Here is a 15,348-nt window from a genome sequence, read left to right as displayed (position 1 = left end):
AGTTTATTCAGGCATTTTCAGCGGGCTGGGTGACACGATCACCCCGTTGTTATCGGCATAAATGTACTCACCGGGGCGGAACGTCACGCCTGCGAATGTCACCGGCACGTTCAGGTCGCCAAGGCCGCGCTTGTCGGTTTTTTTCGGATGAGAGGCCAGGGCCTGCACACCCAGGTCGGTCTGGGCGATGACGTCTACGTCACGGATGCACCCGTAGATCACCAGCCCTTCCCAACCATTTTTCGCGGCTTTCTCGGCAATCATGTCACCCAGCAACGCGCAGCGCAGCGAACCACCACCGTCTACCACCAGCACTTTACCAGCGCCCGGCAGGTCAGCCTGCGCCTTGACCAGCGAGTTATCCTCGAAGCATTTGAGGGTGACTATCTCGCCACCAAAGGAGTCTCGGCCACCGAAGTTGCTGAACATCGGCTCCACTACCTGCACCAGCTCCGGGTAGGCGTCACACAGGTCGGGGGTCACGTAATGGTTCATCGAGAAACTCCTGTCATCAAAGAAGAGGTCGAACATCCACGGTGTACATCAAGAAAACGCCCCGCGACAGGCATTCTTTAAGCGCCTGCGGGTGGGCGGCGGCCATGATCAAACCACGATCAGCGCAACGCAATACACGTTACGCGACTGAATATGACCAGAAGCGCGTGGCGCGTCATATCTTAGCCGCAACCATTCAAGAGTGAAACGCCCTTGGTAGAGCGTTTCGTCAAACCACTGCGGACACTTCGGGCTGCGTACCCAGCAAGGGTGTCAGCGGGTCGTTCACCCAACGCTCGACCAAAGGCCACACTTGGGCCCGTGCGGCTTTGCTGACCAGCATCTGCACATGGCCGAAATCCTCGCTGAAACCTTGCTGACGTCCCAGGCACAGGTACTGGCGATGCTCGCTGCCCACTTGCTCGAAGAGCTTGCGGCAGGCCCAGTCCGGGTCTTGCCGGTCGCCCGCTGCGCTCACCGCCAACAGCGGCACATCGACCTGCGCCAAGCCTTTCCACCAATCATGCTCGGCATCGCCAAACCGGCCGAACAGGCCGTTCCAACGCATCGCTTCGATCATCACGCCGGCCGGCTCGTCCTCGGGCCCACGCTTGAAGCGCGGGCCGGACAGATGGGCAAGGCGCTTGAGGATAAAGCGACCGCTCCACTCCACCGGTGGAATTTTCAACGGCCAGTGGGTGCGACTGACCTGGCAGCCGAACAACGCCACCGAGGCCACCCCTGATGCATCCAAGTGCTGCCCACCCAAGGCCGCAGCCAGGGTAGTGGCACCGAGGGAATGCCCGATCCAGTGCGGAATTTGCCCACTTTGCTCACACACAAACGCCCCCACGGCCGGCAAATCGTAGCGCGCGTAATCGGCGACACGGTTTCTGGCGTAGTCGTGATTGCGCTTGGACAAACCATGGCCGCGCATTTCCGGGATCCACACATCAAATCCGCGACGCGCCAGGTAAGCCCCCAGGCCGATACCTTTGGGCGAATACCAGAAACGCCGATTGGAAAAACTGCCATGCAACAAAATAATCGGCGTGCCCCGGTTTTCCGGGACATCGGCCAGGCCCAAACGGGTAACCGCCAACTCGACGGTGCCGTCCGGGCTGTTACCGGGTTTGAGCCGGTAGACGTCTTCACTCAGGTCGCCGCGACGTTCAGCACTGATCAGGGCGACAGGAAACAGATGGCTGCTGCTTTGCATAATGCTCTTGCACAAAAAAGGGCGGCGTCCGCAAGGATTCCCGCCCTGTACAGATAAGAATGCCGGTCACCCGCAACGAGTGACCGGCACTTTTGACCACGCGACCTTAGGCGGACGCTTGGCCTTCAGCCAGGAAGAACCAGGTTTCCAGCACGGAATCGGGGTTCAGCGAGACGCTCTCGATCCCCTGCTCCATCAGCCATTTGGCCAGATCAGGGTGGTCCGAAGGGCCTTGGCCGCAGATACCGATGTACTTGCCAGCCTTGTTACAAGCCTGGATGGCGTTGGCCAGCAGCTTCTTGACCGCTGGGTTACGTTCGTCGAACAGGTGGGCGATGATCCCCGAATCGCGGTCCAGGCCCAGGGTCAACTGGGTCAGGTCGTTCGAGCCGATGGAGAAACCGTCGAAGAACTCCAGGAACTCTTCAGCCAGGATGGCGTTGGACGGCAATTCGCACATCATGATCACGCGCAGGCCGTTCTCGCCGCGGGTCAGGCCGTTTTCTGCCAGCAGGTCCACCACCTGGCTCGCTTCGCCCAGGGTGCGCACGAACGGCACCATGATCTCGACGTTGGTCAGGCCCATCTCGTTGCGCACACGCTTGAGCGCACGGCATTCGAGCTCGAAGCAGTCACGGAAGGCTTCGCTGATGTAACGCGAGGCGCCGCGGAAACCCAGCATCGGGTTTTCTTCTTCCGGCTCGTAGAGCTTGCCGCCGATCAGGTTCGCGTATTCATTGGACTTGAAGTCCGACAGGCGCACGATGACCTTTTTCGGGTAGAACGCCGCAGCCAGGGTGCTGATGCCTTCGACCAGTTTCTCGACGTAGAAACCTACCGGGTCGTTGTAGCCGGCGATGCGCTTGTCGACGCTTTCCTTGATGTCCAGCGGCAGCCCGTCATAGTTCAGCAGTGCCTTGGGGTGCACGCCGATCATGCGGTTGATGATGAATTCCAGGCGGGCCAGGCCCACACCGGCGTTCGGCAACTGCGCGAAATCAAAGGCGCGGTCCGGGTTGCCGACGTTCATCATGATCTTGAACGGCAGGTCGGGCATGGCATCGATGGAATTTTGCTTGATATCGAAGCCCAGCTCTCCTTCGAAGATAAAGCCGGTATCGCCTTCGGCGCAGGAAACGGTTACGCCCTGGCCATCCTTGAGCAATTGGGTGGCGTTGCCGCAACCCACGACTGCCGGAATCCCCAGCTCACGGGCAATGATCGCCGCGTGGCAGGTACGCCCGCCACGGTTGGTGACAATGGCACTGGCGCGCTTCATCACCGGTTCCCAATCCGGGTCGGTCATGTCGGAAACCAGTACGTCACCTGGCTGGACCTTGTCCATCTCGGACACGTCCTTGATGATCCGCACCTTGCCTGCGCCAATGCGCTGGCCAATGGCACGGCCTTCTACCAGCACGGTGCCGGTTTCCTTGAGCAGATAGCGCTCCATGACGTTGGCCGAAGTGCGGCTCTTCACGGTTTCCGGGCGAGCCTGCACGATGTACAGCTTGCCGTCGTCACCGTCCTTGGCCCACTCGATGTCCATCGGGCACTTGTAGTGCTTTTCGATGATCATCGCTTGTTTGGCCAACTCGCTGACTTCAGCGTCGGTCAGGCAGAAACGCGCACGCTCGGCCTTGTCGACTTCAACGGTTTTGACCGAGCGACCGGCCTTGGCCTCGTCGCCGTAGATCATCTTGATGGCCTTGCTGCCCAGGTTACGGCGCAGGATGGCCGGGCGGCCCGCTTCGAGGGTGCCCTTGTGTACGTAGAATTCGTCCGGGTTGACCGCGCCTTGTACGACGGTTTCGCCCAGGCCGTAGGCGCCGGTGATAAACACCACGTCACGGAAACCGGATTCGGTATCCAGGGTGAACATCACACCGGCAGTGCCGGTTTCCGAACGCACCATGCGCTGCACGCCGGCAGACAGGGCCACCAGCTTGTGGTCGAAACCCTGGTGTACGCGGTAGGAGATCGCACGGTCGTTAAAGAGGGAGGCAAACACTTCCTTGGCCGCGCGGATCACGTTTTCGACGCCGCGAATGTTGAGGAAGGTTTCCTGCTGGCCGGCAAAGGAGGCGTCCGGCAAGTCTTCGGCGGTGGCCGAGGAACGCACGGCGACGGCCATGTCCGGGTTACCGGCCGACAGGGTGGCGAAGGCGGTGCGAATTTCTTCGTTGAGCTTCTCGGGGAACTCGGCTTCCATGATCCACTGGCGGATCTGGGCGCCGGTCTTGGCCAGGGCGTTGACGTCATCGACGTCCAGAGCGTCCAGCGCGGCGTGGATCTGGGCGTTCAGGCCGCTCAGCTCGAGGAAGTCGCGGTAAGCCTGGGCCGTGGTGGCGAAACCACCGGGCACCGAGACACCAGCGCCTGCAAGATTACTGATCATCTCGCCGAGGGATGCGTTCTTGCCCCCCACATGCTCTACATCATGGACGCCGAGCTTATCGAGGGAAACTACGTACTCTACCAAGGTGATCTCTCCACTTTCTGTGTTGGAAAAGCTCAGGACGCGGGTTGCTCAGTAGGAGCTAACGCCAGCGCTTGTGGCCTGGACCTGGAAAATAAGTGAGAATGCGGCCCACTGCGGGACGGCAAAATCGCGCCTATCATATCCAAGATTCGCCATCAGCTTAAGGCCCAGGGCTCAAATGAAACGATCTGCTTTCTTTATTTCCGACGGCACCGGCATCACAGCCGAAACATTGGGCCAGAGCCTGCTCGCGCAGTTCGAAAACATTACCTTCGCCAAATTCACCCGGCCTTATATAGACAGCGTGGATAAAGCGCGGGCCATGGTACAACAAATCAATCTGGCGGCTGAAAAAGACGGTTTTCGCCCGATCATTTTCGACACCATCGTCAATCAAGACATTCGTGAGATTCTCGCAACGTCGAATGGTTTCATGATCGACATTTTCTCTACCTTCCTGGCGCCGCTGGAACAGGAGTTGAGTGAACATTCGTCCTATTCCGTCGGAAAGTCCCATTCCATCGGGCATAACTCCAACTATATGGAGCGTATCGAGGCGGTGAACTTCGCCCTCGACAACGACGACGGTGCCCGCACCCACTACTACGACAAGGCCGACCTGATCCTGGTGGGCGTGTCGCGTTGCGGCAAGACCCCCACCTGCCTGTACATGGCCATGCAATTCGGTATTCGTGCGGCCAACTACCCGCTGACCGAAGACGACATGGAACACCTGACCCTGCCCGCCGCCCTGCGCGCGCACTCACACAAACTGTTCGGCCTGACCATCGACCCGGACCGGCTGACCGCCATCCGCAACGAACGCAAGCCCAACAGCCGCTACTCCAGCTATGCCCAGTGCGAATTTGAAGTGCGGGAAGTAGAAAATCTGTTCCGTCGCGAAAATATTGCGCACATCAATTCCACGCATTTTTCGGTGGAAGAGATTTCGGCGAAGATTCTGGTGGAGAAGGGTGTGGAGCGGCGCTTCAAGTGATCTGATCGTTCCCACGCTCTGCGTGGGAACGCCGCCTGGGACGCTCCGCGTCCCGCAATAGCGACGCGGAGCGTCGCAAGATGGATTCCCACGCAGAGCGTGGGAACGAGCAATAACGCGGTCTCACAGATGAAACCGCCCGCCCCCCTGCCCCAACGCCGTGGCCAGCGCATCAAACCCCTCGCGCAATAACTGATCATCACCCGACGTGTTGCAGATACTCGCCCGAATAAACTGCGGCACCGCCGTCTGCCCCACGGCAAACGCCTCGGCGGTGGCGATCAGGTAATTGTTCTGCTTGAGCTCCGCCTCGATTTCCGAGGCGCGCCAGGGCTCCGGTACTTCGATCCAGAAGTGCGGGCTATTGGGGTGGGTGCGATAGGCCAGGCCGGTCAATAAATCTTCGACCAGCGTCTTGCGTCGGCTGATCTCGTTGATCTGCTGACGCAACAAATATTCCGCCGTGCCGTTTTCAATCCACTGGGTCGCCAGTTCCAGGGTCACAGGTGTGGCCATCCAGCAGGTCGAACGTAGCGCCGCCGAGATGCGGCTGACCAGCGCCGGCGGCGCATGCACGTAGCCCACCCGCAAACCGGCCGATACCGCCTTGCTCAGGCTGCTGATCAAGATCGTACGCTCAGGCGCGAAATAGCTGAGGGGCGGCGGACGGTCCTCCACCAGCACACCGTGGGCTTCGTCCTCCAGAATCAGCAGGTTATGTTCGCGACACACCCTGGCCAAGGCTTCGCGGCGCGCCACCGACAACACAGCGGTGGTCGGATTCTGGATAGTCGGCGTGCAGTACAACGCCGAAATACGGTGATTGCGACAGACCTCATCCAGCGCCGTGGGCAGTACGCCTTCCTCATCCATCTCCAGGCCGATCAGCCGCACCCCCAACATGCGTGCGGCGGTAATCAGCCCGGGATAAGTCAACTGCTCGGTGACCACCGTATCGCCAGCACGCAGCAACGCCATCATGGCGCACAGCAAGCCGTGCTGGCCGCCGTTGACGCAGATGACCTGCTCGGGAATCGGATGAAACTCGCGCTGCACCAGCCATTGCGCACCCGCTTCACGGTAACGCGGCAGGCCGGCGTCCGGGGTGTAGGCGCTGATGTCCTGGAGGAACTTGGCGTTGGTCGACAGGGTTTGGAAGCTCTGGGCGAGAAACACCGTCTCTTGCCCGGGAATGTGCATGTTGCGGCTCATGTCGAAGTACTGGCGCGGCTCCTCGCTGAAATTACGAAAGCCCTCATCACGCTGGCGCTCCATCCCACGCTTGCGCACGAAGGTGCCGTCACCTACCCGTGCAACCACCAGGCCCAGGCGTTCCAGTTCACCGTAAGCCCGGCTGATGGTGCCGATGGTCACGCCTAAATTGTCGGAAAGCACCCGATGGGGCGGCAGTTTTCGTCCCGGTTCAATCAAGCCTTCGAGGATGCCCCGTTCCATCACATCAGACAGGCGCTTGTACTTCACGCCCTGCCCGTTGGACAGGCCCTCACGCATAATTGACACCATGTCAATATTTGTTTTGACAGCCATCTTTCGCCCTAATAGTGTGCTTTTACGGGTTCAATCGCCGATAAACATAACTCATTACAAGTTCAATATAGAGTTCAATTTCGGCCCAGGGAAGCAATAAACGATGCCAATGTCCGCCGTTCTCGAAAACACTGCAAAAACAAAAACGCAAAAACAGTGGCTCGCCGGGCTGGTGACCAGCGTGATGTTCCTTATCGTGTGCCTGAGTTGGGGCACTACGTGGCTGGGCATCAAGATCGCCGTCGAGAGCGTGCCGCCGCTGACATCTGCCGGCCTGCGCTTTCTCATCGCGTTTCCGCTGTTCCTGTGTTTTGCCATGGTGCGCCGTGAGCCGATCCTGTTTCCCCGGGAAAGCCGCTGGTTCTTCGTATTCGTGACCCTGTCCTACTTCAGCGTTCCCTACTATTTGCTCAATTACGGCGAAATGCATGTGTCGTCGGGCCTCACGGCCCTGCTGTTCAGCTGCATGCCGGTATTCATCCTGATCTTCTCCGCGCTGTTCCTGCGCGAGCGCATCTATTTCTCCCAGGTGGTCGGCATCGGCATTGGTTTCGGCAGCCTTTACATGATCATCAAGAGCCAGGGCCTGCACCTGGACCACGCCGAGTTCTTCGGGGTACTGGCCATTCTGAGCGCCGCGATCATGCACGCCTTGTGCTATGTCATTACCAAACAAAAAGGCAGCGCCATCAGCGTCATCACTTACAACACCCTGCCCATCGGCATTGCCGGGCTGATGCTGTTCCTGGCCGGCCTGTGGTTTGAAACACCGACGTTCGACGACATCACCCTGCGCTCCTGGAGCGCGCTGTTCTACCTGGGGCTAGTGGCCTCGGTGGGTGGGTTCATTGTGTATTTCATGCTGCTCAAGCGCCTGAGCCCGATCATCCTGTCGTTCGTCTTCATCATCTTCCCGGTGTTCGCGGTCATCATCGGAGCCTGGTACGAAGGCGTGGAAATTTCCCGCGACCTGATGCTGTACTCGGCGATCCTGCTGGCCGGCTTTGCGATTACCAAGTTGCCGATCGAAAAACTCATGGCCAAGAAAAAGTGACCCTCAACCAACGCGAGAGAAACATGGACGTCCTCCGCCCTACCGCCCTGGAACAGATCTACGCCCACGCCAGCCGCAGCTACCCCGAGGAGTGCTGTGGTTTCGTCCTCGCCGACGGCAGCGTGTACCTGGGCAGCAATATCCAGAATGAGCTGCACCGCAAGAACCCCGAGATGTACCCACGCAGCGCGGCCAATGGCTACACCTTTTCGGTGGCCGACACCCTGCTGATGAACAAGGCGTTTCGCAGTGACAACCCGGTGGTGGTGATCTACCACTCACACCCGGATGTCGGCGCCTATTTCAGTGACGAAGACCAGGACAAGGCACTGTTCCTGGGCGAGCCGATCTTCCCCGTCAGCTACTTGGTGGTGGATGTCCGCCAGGGCCAGGCCCTGGGCTCCAAGCTGTTTGCCTGGGATGGCCAGCATTTCTCCCTTCAACCTTTCAACGACCTGCACACGGAGTTGTCCATGAACGCTGTCTCTTTCCCCGACATTCTGGTTCGCGTGGCCAAGCTGCCGGAATCGACCCTTGAGGGCGCCGGATCGACATTGCGCGAAGTCATTGAAAATCTCTGCACCCATCACCCCCAATTGCGTCAGCACCTGTTCCATGAAAAGAACAACCAGCTCAAGGAACACTTCCTGTTTACCGCCGAGGAGGCGCTGATCGACGCCGATGAAGCCCTGCCGCCGAAATCCCGGATCGAAGTGTTGCTCGCCACCTCAGGTGGCATGGACATCGACACCCTGAGCAACGAAGAAGTACAGCGTTACGTGCGCCACATCACCCTGCCGGGCGTCGGCCGCGAAGGCCAATTGAACCTGAAGAAAGCCAAGGTGCTGGTCATCGGTACCGGTGGGCTGGGCTCGCCCATCAGCCTGTACCTGGCCGCGGCCGGCATCGGCACCCTGGGGCTGGTGGACTTTGATGTGGTGGAAAGCAGCAACCTGCAACGCCAGATTGTGCATGGCAACAGCACCCTGGGCATGCCCAAGGTCGAGTCCGCCAAGCAGCGCCTGCTGGACCTCAATCCGCATATCCAGATCAACGCGTACAACACCGCGCTCAACAGCGACAACGCCCTGGAACTGGTGGGCGCCTATGACCTGGTGATCGACGGAACCGACAATTTCGACACCCGCTACCTGGTCAACGACGCCTGTGTGCAGTTGGGCAAACCTTTGGTGTACGGCGCTATCTACCGTTTCGACGGGCAGATCAGCGTGCTCAACTATAAAGGTGGGCCGTGCTATCGCTGCCTGTTCCCCAAGGCCCCACCCGCAGAGTTGGCACCCAATTGCAGCGCGGGCGGTGTGATCGGCGTGTTGCCGGGCGTGGTCGGTATGATCCAGGCCACTGAGGCGATCAAATTGCTGATCGGTATTGGCGAACCCTTGTCCGGCCGCTTGATGCGCTTCGACGCGCTGGCGATGAAGTTCAGCGAAATCCGCTTCAAGCGCCGCGCTGATTGCCCCTGCTGCTCGGACCTGCGCCATAGCGAAACCGTCGCGCCGGCCACCTGCGCCGATGCCGTACCGAGCCTGCCCTCCCTGGCCGCGGAACGCTACATCAAGCCCCAGGTGCTCAAGCAAGTGCTCGAACACCCCAGCAGCGCCGATGTATTGCTCGACGTGCGCGACGCCAGCGAACTGGAAGTGTGCAAATTACCGGGCGTGGTGCATATCCCGTTGGCAGAACTGGATGGGCAACTCGCCAGCCTGAGCCGCGACAACACCCACTACCTGATCTGCTACGCAGGCGCCCGTGCCGAGCAAGCCGCCAGCACCCTGTTGGCGGCCGGCTTTGCCAACACCAAAGTCCTCCAGGGTGGCATGAAACATTGGGTTCGCGACGTCGAACCTGACATGCCGTTGTACTGAAAGTGGGGACGTGCTGATGCTGCATAACTCCATTCTCGACGTTATCGGCCAAACGCCGATCGTGCGTCTGGCCCAGTTTTCCGAAGACCTCGGCATCGAGGTCTACGCCAAGCTGGAGTCCCTCAACCCCGGCGGCAGCCACAAGACGCGCATCGCCCTGGGCATGATCCTGGATGCCGAGCGCCGCGGCGTGCTGATCCGTGATTCCGGGCAGACCATCATCGAACCCAGTGGCGGCAACACCGGCATTGGCCTGGTGATGGCCGGCAATGTGCTGGGTTACAAAGTAGTGCTGGTGATCCCTGACAACTACAGCCCGGAAAAACAGAAACTGCTGCGTCTGTATGGCGCCAGGGTAGTGCTGTCCGACAGTCGCCTGGGCAATAACTCCCACGGCGAAAAGTGCATGGAGCTGCAGTTGGAGAACCCCAACTATGTGATGCTCAACCAGCAACGCAATGGCGCCAACCCCCAAACCCACCGCGACACCACCGCCCCGGAAATCCTTCGCGCCTTCGGTGAACAGCGCGTGGACTACTTCGTCAGCGGCATTGGCACCGGTGGACACATCACCGGTATCGGCGAAACCCTCAAGGCCGCCTGGCCGGCGCTGCGGGTGATGGGTGTAGAACCGGAAGAGTGCGACCTGCTCAAAGACCAACACGCAGCGCACGGGATCCAGGGCCTGTCGATTGGCCTGATCCCCAGCATCCTCAACCTGGACGTGATCGACGGCATGCTCAAGGTGTCGCACGCCGATTGCCTGGACATGATCAAACGCATCATGCGCACCGATGCCATCAGCCTGGGGCTGTCTTCGGCCGCCAACATGGTCGCCATCGCCCAACTCGCCCCCGAACTGCCGCCTGAAACGGTGGTGTTGACCATGGTCTACGACAATGCCGACAGCTACCTGCCCAGTTTCGAGTAACCGGGTTTTTAACCATCCAACATACGGGGGTGTCTCCATGGGGGGCTTTATCGACATGCAACAGCTGCACGATGAGTTGCTCACCCACCTCATCACCACCCTCACGCCCAGACAGATGAAGCAGCTGGAGCCGCACCTGGCGCCGTTGATTCAGAACGCCGCCCAGGCGGTGGCCGAGGACCTGATTGCCTATGCCTATCGCGACCCCGCGTCCCGTGGGCGCGGTGAGTTGATCCTGGAATCCTACGCCTCGTTCAAGGCCGTGCTGTTCTACCGCCTTGCGCACCTGGTGTGGCATTTCCAGGCCGCTGACCACGGCGATTTTTCGCGCATGGCCCTCAAACTGAGTAACCAGGGCAAGATTCTCTCCGGCGCCGAGATTCACCCGGCAGCGCGCATCGGCCGGCGCTTTGTGCTGGACCATGGCTACGGCACGGTCATCGGCGAGACCTGTGTGATCGGCAACGACTGCTACATCCTCTGCGGCGTGACCCTGGGTGCGCGTGGTATTGCCAACAACCCGGACGGCAAACGCCACCCGCGCCTGGGCAACAACGTCGAAGTCGGCGCCGGCGCCCGGGTGCTGGGCTATGTTTCGATCGGCGATAACGTGTTTATCAGCCCCTCCTGCGTGATTACCCAAGACGTGCCGGCAGGCACCAAGGTCAAGGTGGTCAACCAGATCCAACTGCAGAAAAACGATGAATCGGACCACAGCAACTACCTCGGCGCCTTTGCCCTGGATGAGCGCTTGCACGTGGTGGGCGAAGTGAGTGCCGGCCACAAGGTCACCGTGCTGGACGCCGACTTTCATCCGCTGCAAGGGCTGATGCTCGAACCCACGGTAAAAGAGCGGCACCACCTGCAGTTTCGCCTGCGTCGCCTCGACAACGACGAGCAACTGCCACGCCTGCCGCTGAACCTGAAGGTGTGCGGGCCGGAATTTGAAATCACCCTGCTCTCTCCCCCTGGCTTGAGCGCACTGGTGCGCCACCTCTTGCAAGCCACCCCATTGATCGTCGGAGGTTGAACATGTCCGTGCATACCATGGAAACCCTGGCGCTGTTTGACAGCGCGCCCTACCAGAACGCCTTCAGCGCCCGGGTGATTGCCGTCAGCGAACAGGGTGTCGCCCTGGAGCACACCCTGTTCTACCCCACCGGCGGCGGGCAACCAGGCGATACCGGCCACTTCACCCTGGCCGATGGCACACGGGTCGAGGTGACAGGCACCGTGCGCGACCCGGTGTTGCGCTCGATCATCTGGCATCAGGTAGACCATTGCCCCGAACAGTTGGCCGCTGGCGTCCAGGTCGACGCCGGGCTGGATTGGGAGCGGCGCTACCAGCACATGAAGATGCACACTTGCCTGCACTTGCTGTGCTCCCTCATCGACGCGCCCGTGACCGGTTGCAGCATCAGTGCGGATAAAGGCCGACTGGATTTCGACCTGCCGGAGATGACCCTGGACAAAGACGGCCTCACCCGTGACCTCAACGCCCTGATCGAGCAGGCCCACGCGGTGAAAACGCTGTCGATGCCTGCCACCGAGTACGCGACCCTGCTGCAGATCACCCGCACTCAGGCGGTTGCGCCGCCGGTGGTCTCCGGTTCGGTACGGGTGATTGAAATCCCCGGCATCGATATCCAGCCCTGCGGCGGTACCCATGTGCTCAATACCGAGGAAATCGGCCGGGTGTTCTGCGAGAAGATCGAGAAAAAGAGCAAGCACAACCGCCGGGTGATACTGCGGTTTGGACACGCTTGAGCCTGCGTCATTGCCTCTGTAGGAGCGAGCTTGCTCGCGAAAAACCCATAGGCGCCGCGCTTACTCAGGAAGCACGCGGCATCGTTGACGTTTTTCGCGAGCAAGCTCGCTCCTACAGTGACTGTGCTGTTTTTCAGATAGTGAGCAGGTCCATGAAACGGTTGACTGGAGTAGCCTCAAGCCGTGCCTGATCCTTGCACAACGCAAAGATTTCGGCGCTGCGTTGCGCGGTGAACCGCGTGGCCAGGTTGGCCTTGAACTTGTCTTCCAGCAGTGGAATGCCGTCCACCCGACGGCGGCGATGGCCAATCGGGTACTCCACCACCACCTGCTCGGTGCAGGTGCCATCCGTGAAAAACACCTGCACCGCGTTGGCAATCGAGCGCTTGTCGGCCTCCAGGTATTCGCGGCTGTAGCGCGGGTCTTCGATGACGACCATCTTGTCGCGCAGCTCATCGAGGATCGGGTGGGCGGCGTGGAAATCATCTTCATACTGCTCGGCCACCAGATTGCCGAACGCCAACGGCACGGCGGTCATGTATTGCAGGCAGTGGTCGCGATCAGCGGCGTTGGCCAATGGGCCGACCTTGGAAATAATGCGAATCGCCGACTCGTGGGTAGTGATCACGATGCGGTCGATTTCATGCAGGCGATGCTTGACCTGCGGGTGCAGGGCGACTGCCGCTTCACAGGCGGTTTGCGCGTGAAACTCGGCCGGAAAGCTGATCTTGAACAGCACGTTTTCCATCACATAGGTGCCGTAGGCTTGGGGCAGGCTGAAAGCTCGCTTGTCCTCGGGCTTGAGCGCCAGGTCCTTGTTGGTGTGGCTGAACAGCACGTCATAGAAGCCCCACTGCGGCGCACTCAACACGCCGGGGATGCCCATTTCGCCACGCAGGGCGATGTCTGCCAGGCGCACGCCGCGGCTCGACGCATCGCCCGCCGCCCAGGATTTGCGCGAGCCGGCATTCGGTGCATGACGATAGGTGCGTAGCGCCTGACCATCGACAAAAGCGTGGGACAACGCCGATAGCAACTGCTCGCGGTTGGCGCCCATCAGCTTGGCGGTGACCGCCGTGGTAGCGACTTTCACCAGCAACACATGGTCGAGGCCTACCCGGTTGAAGGAGTTTTCCAAGGCAATCACGCCTTGGATTTCGTGAGCCATGATCATCGCTTCCAGCACTGCACGCACGGTCAGCGGCGCGTCGCCATTGGCCAGGCGCTTTTGCGACAGGTGATCGGCCACGGCGAGGATGCCGCCAAGATTGTCTGAAGGGTGGCCCCATTCGGCGGCAAGCCAGGTGTCGTTGTAGTCGAGCCAGCGCACGATGCAACCGATATCCCAGGCGGCCTTGACCGGGTCCAGGCGAAACGAAGTGCCCGGCACCCGTGCACCGAACGGCACCACGGTACCCTCGACCATCGGCCCCAGGTGCTTGGTGCACTCGGGGAAGCGCAGGGCCAGCAGGCCACAGCCGAGGGTGTCCATCAGGCAGTTGCGGGCGGTATCCAGGGCGTCCTGGGAGTCAATGCGGTAGTTGAGGACGTAGTCGGCGATGCCCTGCAAAACCGGGTCGTAGTCGGGGCGGTTGTTCTGGTCGACGTTGGCGCTCATGGCAGTTCTCCTAAAAGGTGGGGTTGTTCCTCAAGGTCAAGGTTGATGTTGATCGTTCCCACGCTCCGCGTGGGAATGCATTCCGTGACGCTCTGCGTCACAGCAGGACGCAGAGCGTCCCAGGCGGCGTTCCCACGCGGAGCGTGGGAACGATCAAGCTAAAAGGCGTCGCCGGGGATGCGCACGTAGCCTTCCATCAACACCCGCGCACTGCGGCTCATAATGGCTTTTTTCACCACCCATTCACCGTCCACCTGGCTGGCCTCGGCCCCCACACGCAAGGTGCCGGACGGGTGCCCGAAGCGCACGGCATTGCGCTCTACGCCACCCGCCGCCAGGTTGACCAAGGTGCCGGAAATCGCCGCGGCGGTGCCAATCGCCACCGCCGCAGTGCCCATCATCGCGTGGTGCAGTTTGCCCATCGACAAGGCGCGCACCAGCAGGTCCACATCGCCGGCCTTGATCGCCTTGCCGCTGGAGGCCACGTAATCGGCTGGCTTGGCGACGAACGCCACCTTGGGCGTGTGCTGGCGCTGGGCGGCTTCGTTCAGGTGTTGGATCAGGCCCATGCGCAACGCGCCATACGCCCGCACGGTCTCGAACATCGCCAGGGCCTTGGGGTCGCTGTTGATCGCGCCTTGCAGCTCGGTACCGGTGTAGCCCAGGTCTTGGGCATTGATGAAAATCGTCGGAATACCGGCGTTGATCAACGTGGCCTTGAAGGTACCGACGCCGGGCACCTCCAGGTCGTCGACGAGGTTGCCGGTGGGGAACATCGAACCACCACCGCCCTCTTCTTCCGCCGCCGGGTCCATGAATTCCAACTGCACTTCGGCGGCCGGGAAGGTCACGCCGTCCAGTTCAAAGTCGCCGGTTTCCTGCACCGCACCGTCAGTGATCGGCACGTGGGCGATGATGCTCTTGCCGATATTGGCCTGCCACACCCGCACCACGGCCACGCCGTTATGGGGCACGCGGGCCGCATCGACCAGGCCGGCACTGATGGCGAACGAACCCACCGCCGCCGACAGGTTGCCGCAGTTGCCGCTCCAATCGACAAATGGCTTGTCGATGGAGACCTGGCCAAACAGGTAATCCACGTCGTGATCGGCGCGGCTGCTTTTGGCCAGGATCACGGTCTTGCTGGTGCTCGAGGTGGCCCCACCCATGCCGTCGATCTGCTTGTCATAGGGGTCGGGGCTGCCGATCACCCGCAGCAACAAGGCGTCGCGTGCAGGGCCCGGCACCTGCGCCGCTGCGGGCAGGTCCTGGAGGCTGAAGAACACGCCCTTGCTGGTGCCGCCACGCATGTAGGTGGCGGGGATCTTGATTTGCGCTACGTGTGCCATGG

General features: G+C 60.7%; 12 protein-coding genes. 6 read left to right on the top strand and 6 right to left on the bottom strand.

Going from position 1 to position 15,348, the window contains the following annotated elements; translation table 11 throughout:
• Positions 1 to 3 precede the first annotated feature (3 nt).
• The 3 genes from rraA to ppsA all read right to left on the bottom strand — a co-directional run bounded on the left by rraA (position 4) and on the right by ppsA (position 4,196).
• Positions 4 to 495 carry a ribonuclease E activity regulator RraA gene (gene rraA, locus BT204_RS15560; protein WP_014719488.1) on the bottom strand — a complete coding sequence of 164 codons (492 nt, stop codon included), beginning with the start codon at positions 493 to 495 and terminating at the stop codon, positions 4 to 6.
• A 229-nt stretch (positions 496 to 724) separates the two neighbouring features.
• A complete protein-coding gene (locus BT204_RS15555) occupies positions 725 to 1,714 on the bottom strand; it encodes an alpha/beta fold hydrolase (protein WP_072447406.1) in 990 nt (329 codons plus the stop codon).
• 106 nt (positions 1,715 to 1,820) lie between these two features.
• On the bottom strand, positions 1,821 to 4,196 hold the full coding sequence (ppsA, locus tag BT204_RS15550) for a phosphoenolpyruvate synthase (protein ID WP_003193296.1): 2,376 nt from the start codon (positions 4,194 to 4,196) through the stop codon (positions 1,821 to 1,823).
• Positions 4,197 to 4,374: 178 nt separating this feature from the next.
• Between ppsA and BT204_RS15545 the strand changes: the two genes are divergently transcribed.
• Entirely contained in the window at positions 4,375 to 5,193 is an 819-nt protein-coding gene (locus BT204_RS15545) for a posphoenolpyruvate synthetase regulatory kinase/phosphorylase PpsR (protein ID WP_003193298.1), read from the top strand.
• Positions 5,194 to 5,316: 123 nt separating this feature from the next.
• Here the strand turns inward: BT204_RS15545 and BT204_RS15540 are convergent, their stop codons facing one another.
• Entirely contained in the window at positions 5,317 to 6,741 is a 1,425-nt protein-coding gene (locus tag BT204_RS15540; protein WP_034128356.1) for an aminotransferase-like domain-containing protein, read from the bottom strand.
• A 109-nt stretch (positions 6,742 to 6,850) separates the two neighbouring features.
• On the opposite strand from BT204_RS15540, the gene BT204_RS15535 reads away from it, so the two are divergent.
• From BT204_RS15535 to BT204_RS15515, 5 genes are read left to right on the top strand one after another with little or no spacing between them, the layout of a single operon-like run.
• Complete coding sequence (locus tag BT204_RS15535; RefSeq protein ID WP_034128416.1) at positions 6,851 to 7,795, top strand: DMT family transporter; 945 nt, start codon at positions 6,851 to 6,853, stop codon at positions 7,793 to 7,795.
• Between the two features lie 23 nt (positions 7,796 to 7,818).
• On the top strand, positions 7,819 to 9,681 hold the full coding sequence (gene moeB / locus BT204_RS15530; protein ID WP_072447404.1) for a molybdopterin-synthase adenylyltransferase MoeB: 1,863 nt from the start codon (positions 7,819 to 7,821) through the stop codon (positions 9,679 to 9,681).
• Positions 9,682 to 9,697: 16 nt separating this feature from the next.
• A complete protein-coding gene (locus BT204_RS15525; RefSeq protein WP_072447525.1) occupies positions 9,698 to 10,612 on the top strand; it encodes a PLP-dependent cysteine synthase family protein in 915 nt (304 codons plus the stop codon).
• Between the two features lie 37 nt (positions 10,613 to 10,649).
• On the top strand, positions 10,650 to 11,642 hold the full coding sequence (locus BT204_RS15520) for a serine O-acetyltransferase (RefSeq protein WP_072447402.1): 993 nt from the start codon (positions 10,650 to 10,652) through the stop codon (positions 11,640 to 11,642).
• Between the two features lie 2 nt (positions 11,643 to 11,644).
• Positions 11,645 to 12,379 (top strand): alanyl-tRNA editing protein, encoded by a 735-nt coding sequence (locus BT204_RS15515; RefSeq protein ID WP_072447400.1) that lies wholly within the window; start codon positions 11,645 to 11,647, stop codon positions 12,377 to 12,379.
• 133 nt (positions 12,380 to 12,512) lie between these two features.
• Here BT204_RS15515 and prpD read toward each other — a convergent pair whose 3' ends face one another.
• Both prpD and prpF read right to left on the bottom strand, forming a co-directional pair.
• Positions 12,513 to 13,997: a 2-methylcitrate dehydratase gene (prpD, locus tag BT204_RS15510; RefSeq protein ID WP_072447398.1), complete on the bottom strand. Its 1,485-nt coding sequence runs from the start codon at positions 13,995 to 13,997 to the stop codon at positions 12,513 to 12,515.
• Positions 13,998 to 14,155: 158 nt separating this feature from the next.
• Entirely contained in the window at positions 14,156 to 15,346 is a 1,191-nt protein-coding gene (prpF, locus tag BT204_RS15505; protein ID WP_072447396.1) for a 2-methylaconitate cis-trans isomerase PrpF, read from the bottom strand.
• Positions 15,347 to 15,348: the final 2 nt, after the last annotated feature.

This window comes from Pseudomonas sp. NFPP02 (assembly GCF_900119355.1).
Lineage (GTDB): Bacteria > Pseudomonadota > Gammaproteobacteria > Pseudomonadales > Pseudomonadaceae > Aquipseudomonas > Aquipseudomonas paracarnis.
The sequence above is the reverse complement of the archived record's forward strand: the minus strand, read 5'-3'. Positions and strand labels throughout refer to the sequence as shown.

Excerpts from the sequence above, each read along its gene's own strand:
- rraA (WP_014719488.1), bottom strand. The coding sequence starts at position 495 with ATGAACCATTACGTGACCCCCGACCTGTGTGACGCCTACCCGGAGCTG.
- BT204_RS15555 (WP_072447406.1), bottom strand. The coding sequence starts at position 1,714 with ATGCAAAGCAGCAGCCATCTGTTTCCTGTCGCCCTGATCAGTGCTGAA.
- BT204_RS15545 (WP_003193298.1), top strand. The coding sequence starts at position 4,375 with ATGAAACGATCTGCTTTCTTTATTTCCGACGGCACCGGCATCACAGCC.
- BT204_RS15540 (WP_034128356.1), bottom strand. The coding sequence starts at position 6,741 with ATGGCTGTCAAAACAAATATTGACATGGTGTCAATTATGCGTGAGGGC.
- BT204_RS15535 (WP_034128416.1), top strand. The coding sequence starts at position 6,851 with ATGTCCGCCGTTCTCGAAAACACTGCAAAAACAAAAACGCAAAAACAG.
- moeB (WP_072447404.1), top strand. The coding sequence starts at position 7,819 with ATGGACGTCCTCCGCCCTACCGCCCTGGAACAGATCTACGCCCACGCC.
- BT204_RS15525 (WP_072447525.1), top strand. The coding sequence starts at position 9,698 with ATGCTGCATAACTCCATTCTCGACGTTATCGGCCAAACGCCGATCGTG.
- BT204_RS15520 (WP_072447402.1), top strand. The coding sequence starts at position 10,650 with ATGGGGGGCTTTATCGACATGCAACAGCTGCACGATGAGTTGCTCACC.
- BT204_RS15515 (WP_072447400.1), top strand. The coding sequence starts at position 11,645 with ATGTCCGTGCATACCATGGAAACCCTGGCGCTGTTTGACAGCGCGCCC.
- prpD (WP_072447398.1), bottom strand. The coding sequence starts at position 13,997 with ATGAGCGCCAACGTCGACCAGAACAACCGCCCCGACTACGACCCGGTT.
- prpF (WP_072447396.1), bottom strand. The coding sequence starts at position 15,346 with ATGGCACACGTAGCGCAAATCAAGATCCCCGCCACCTACATGCGTGGC.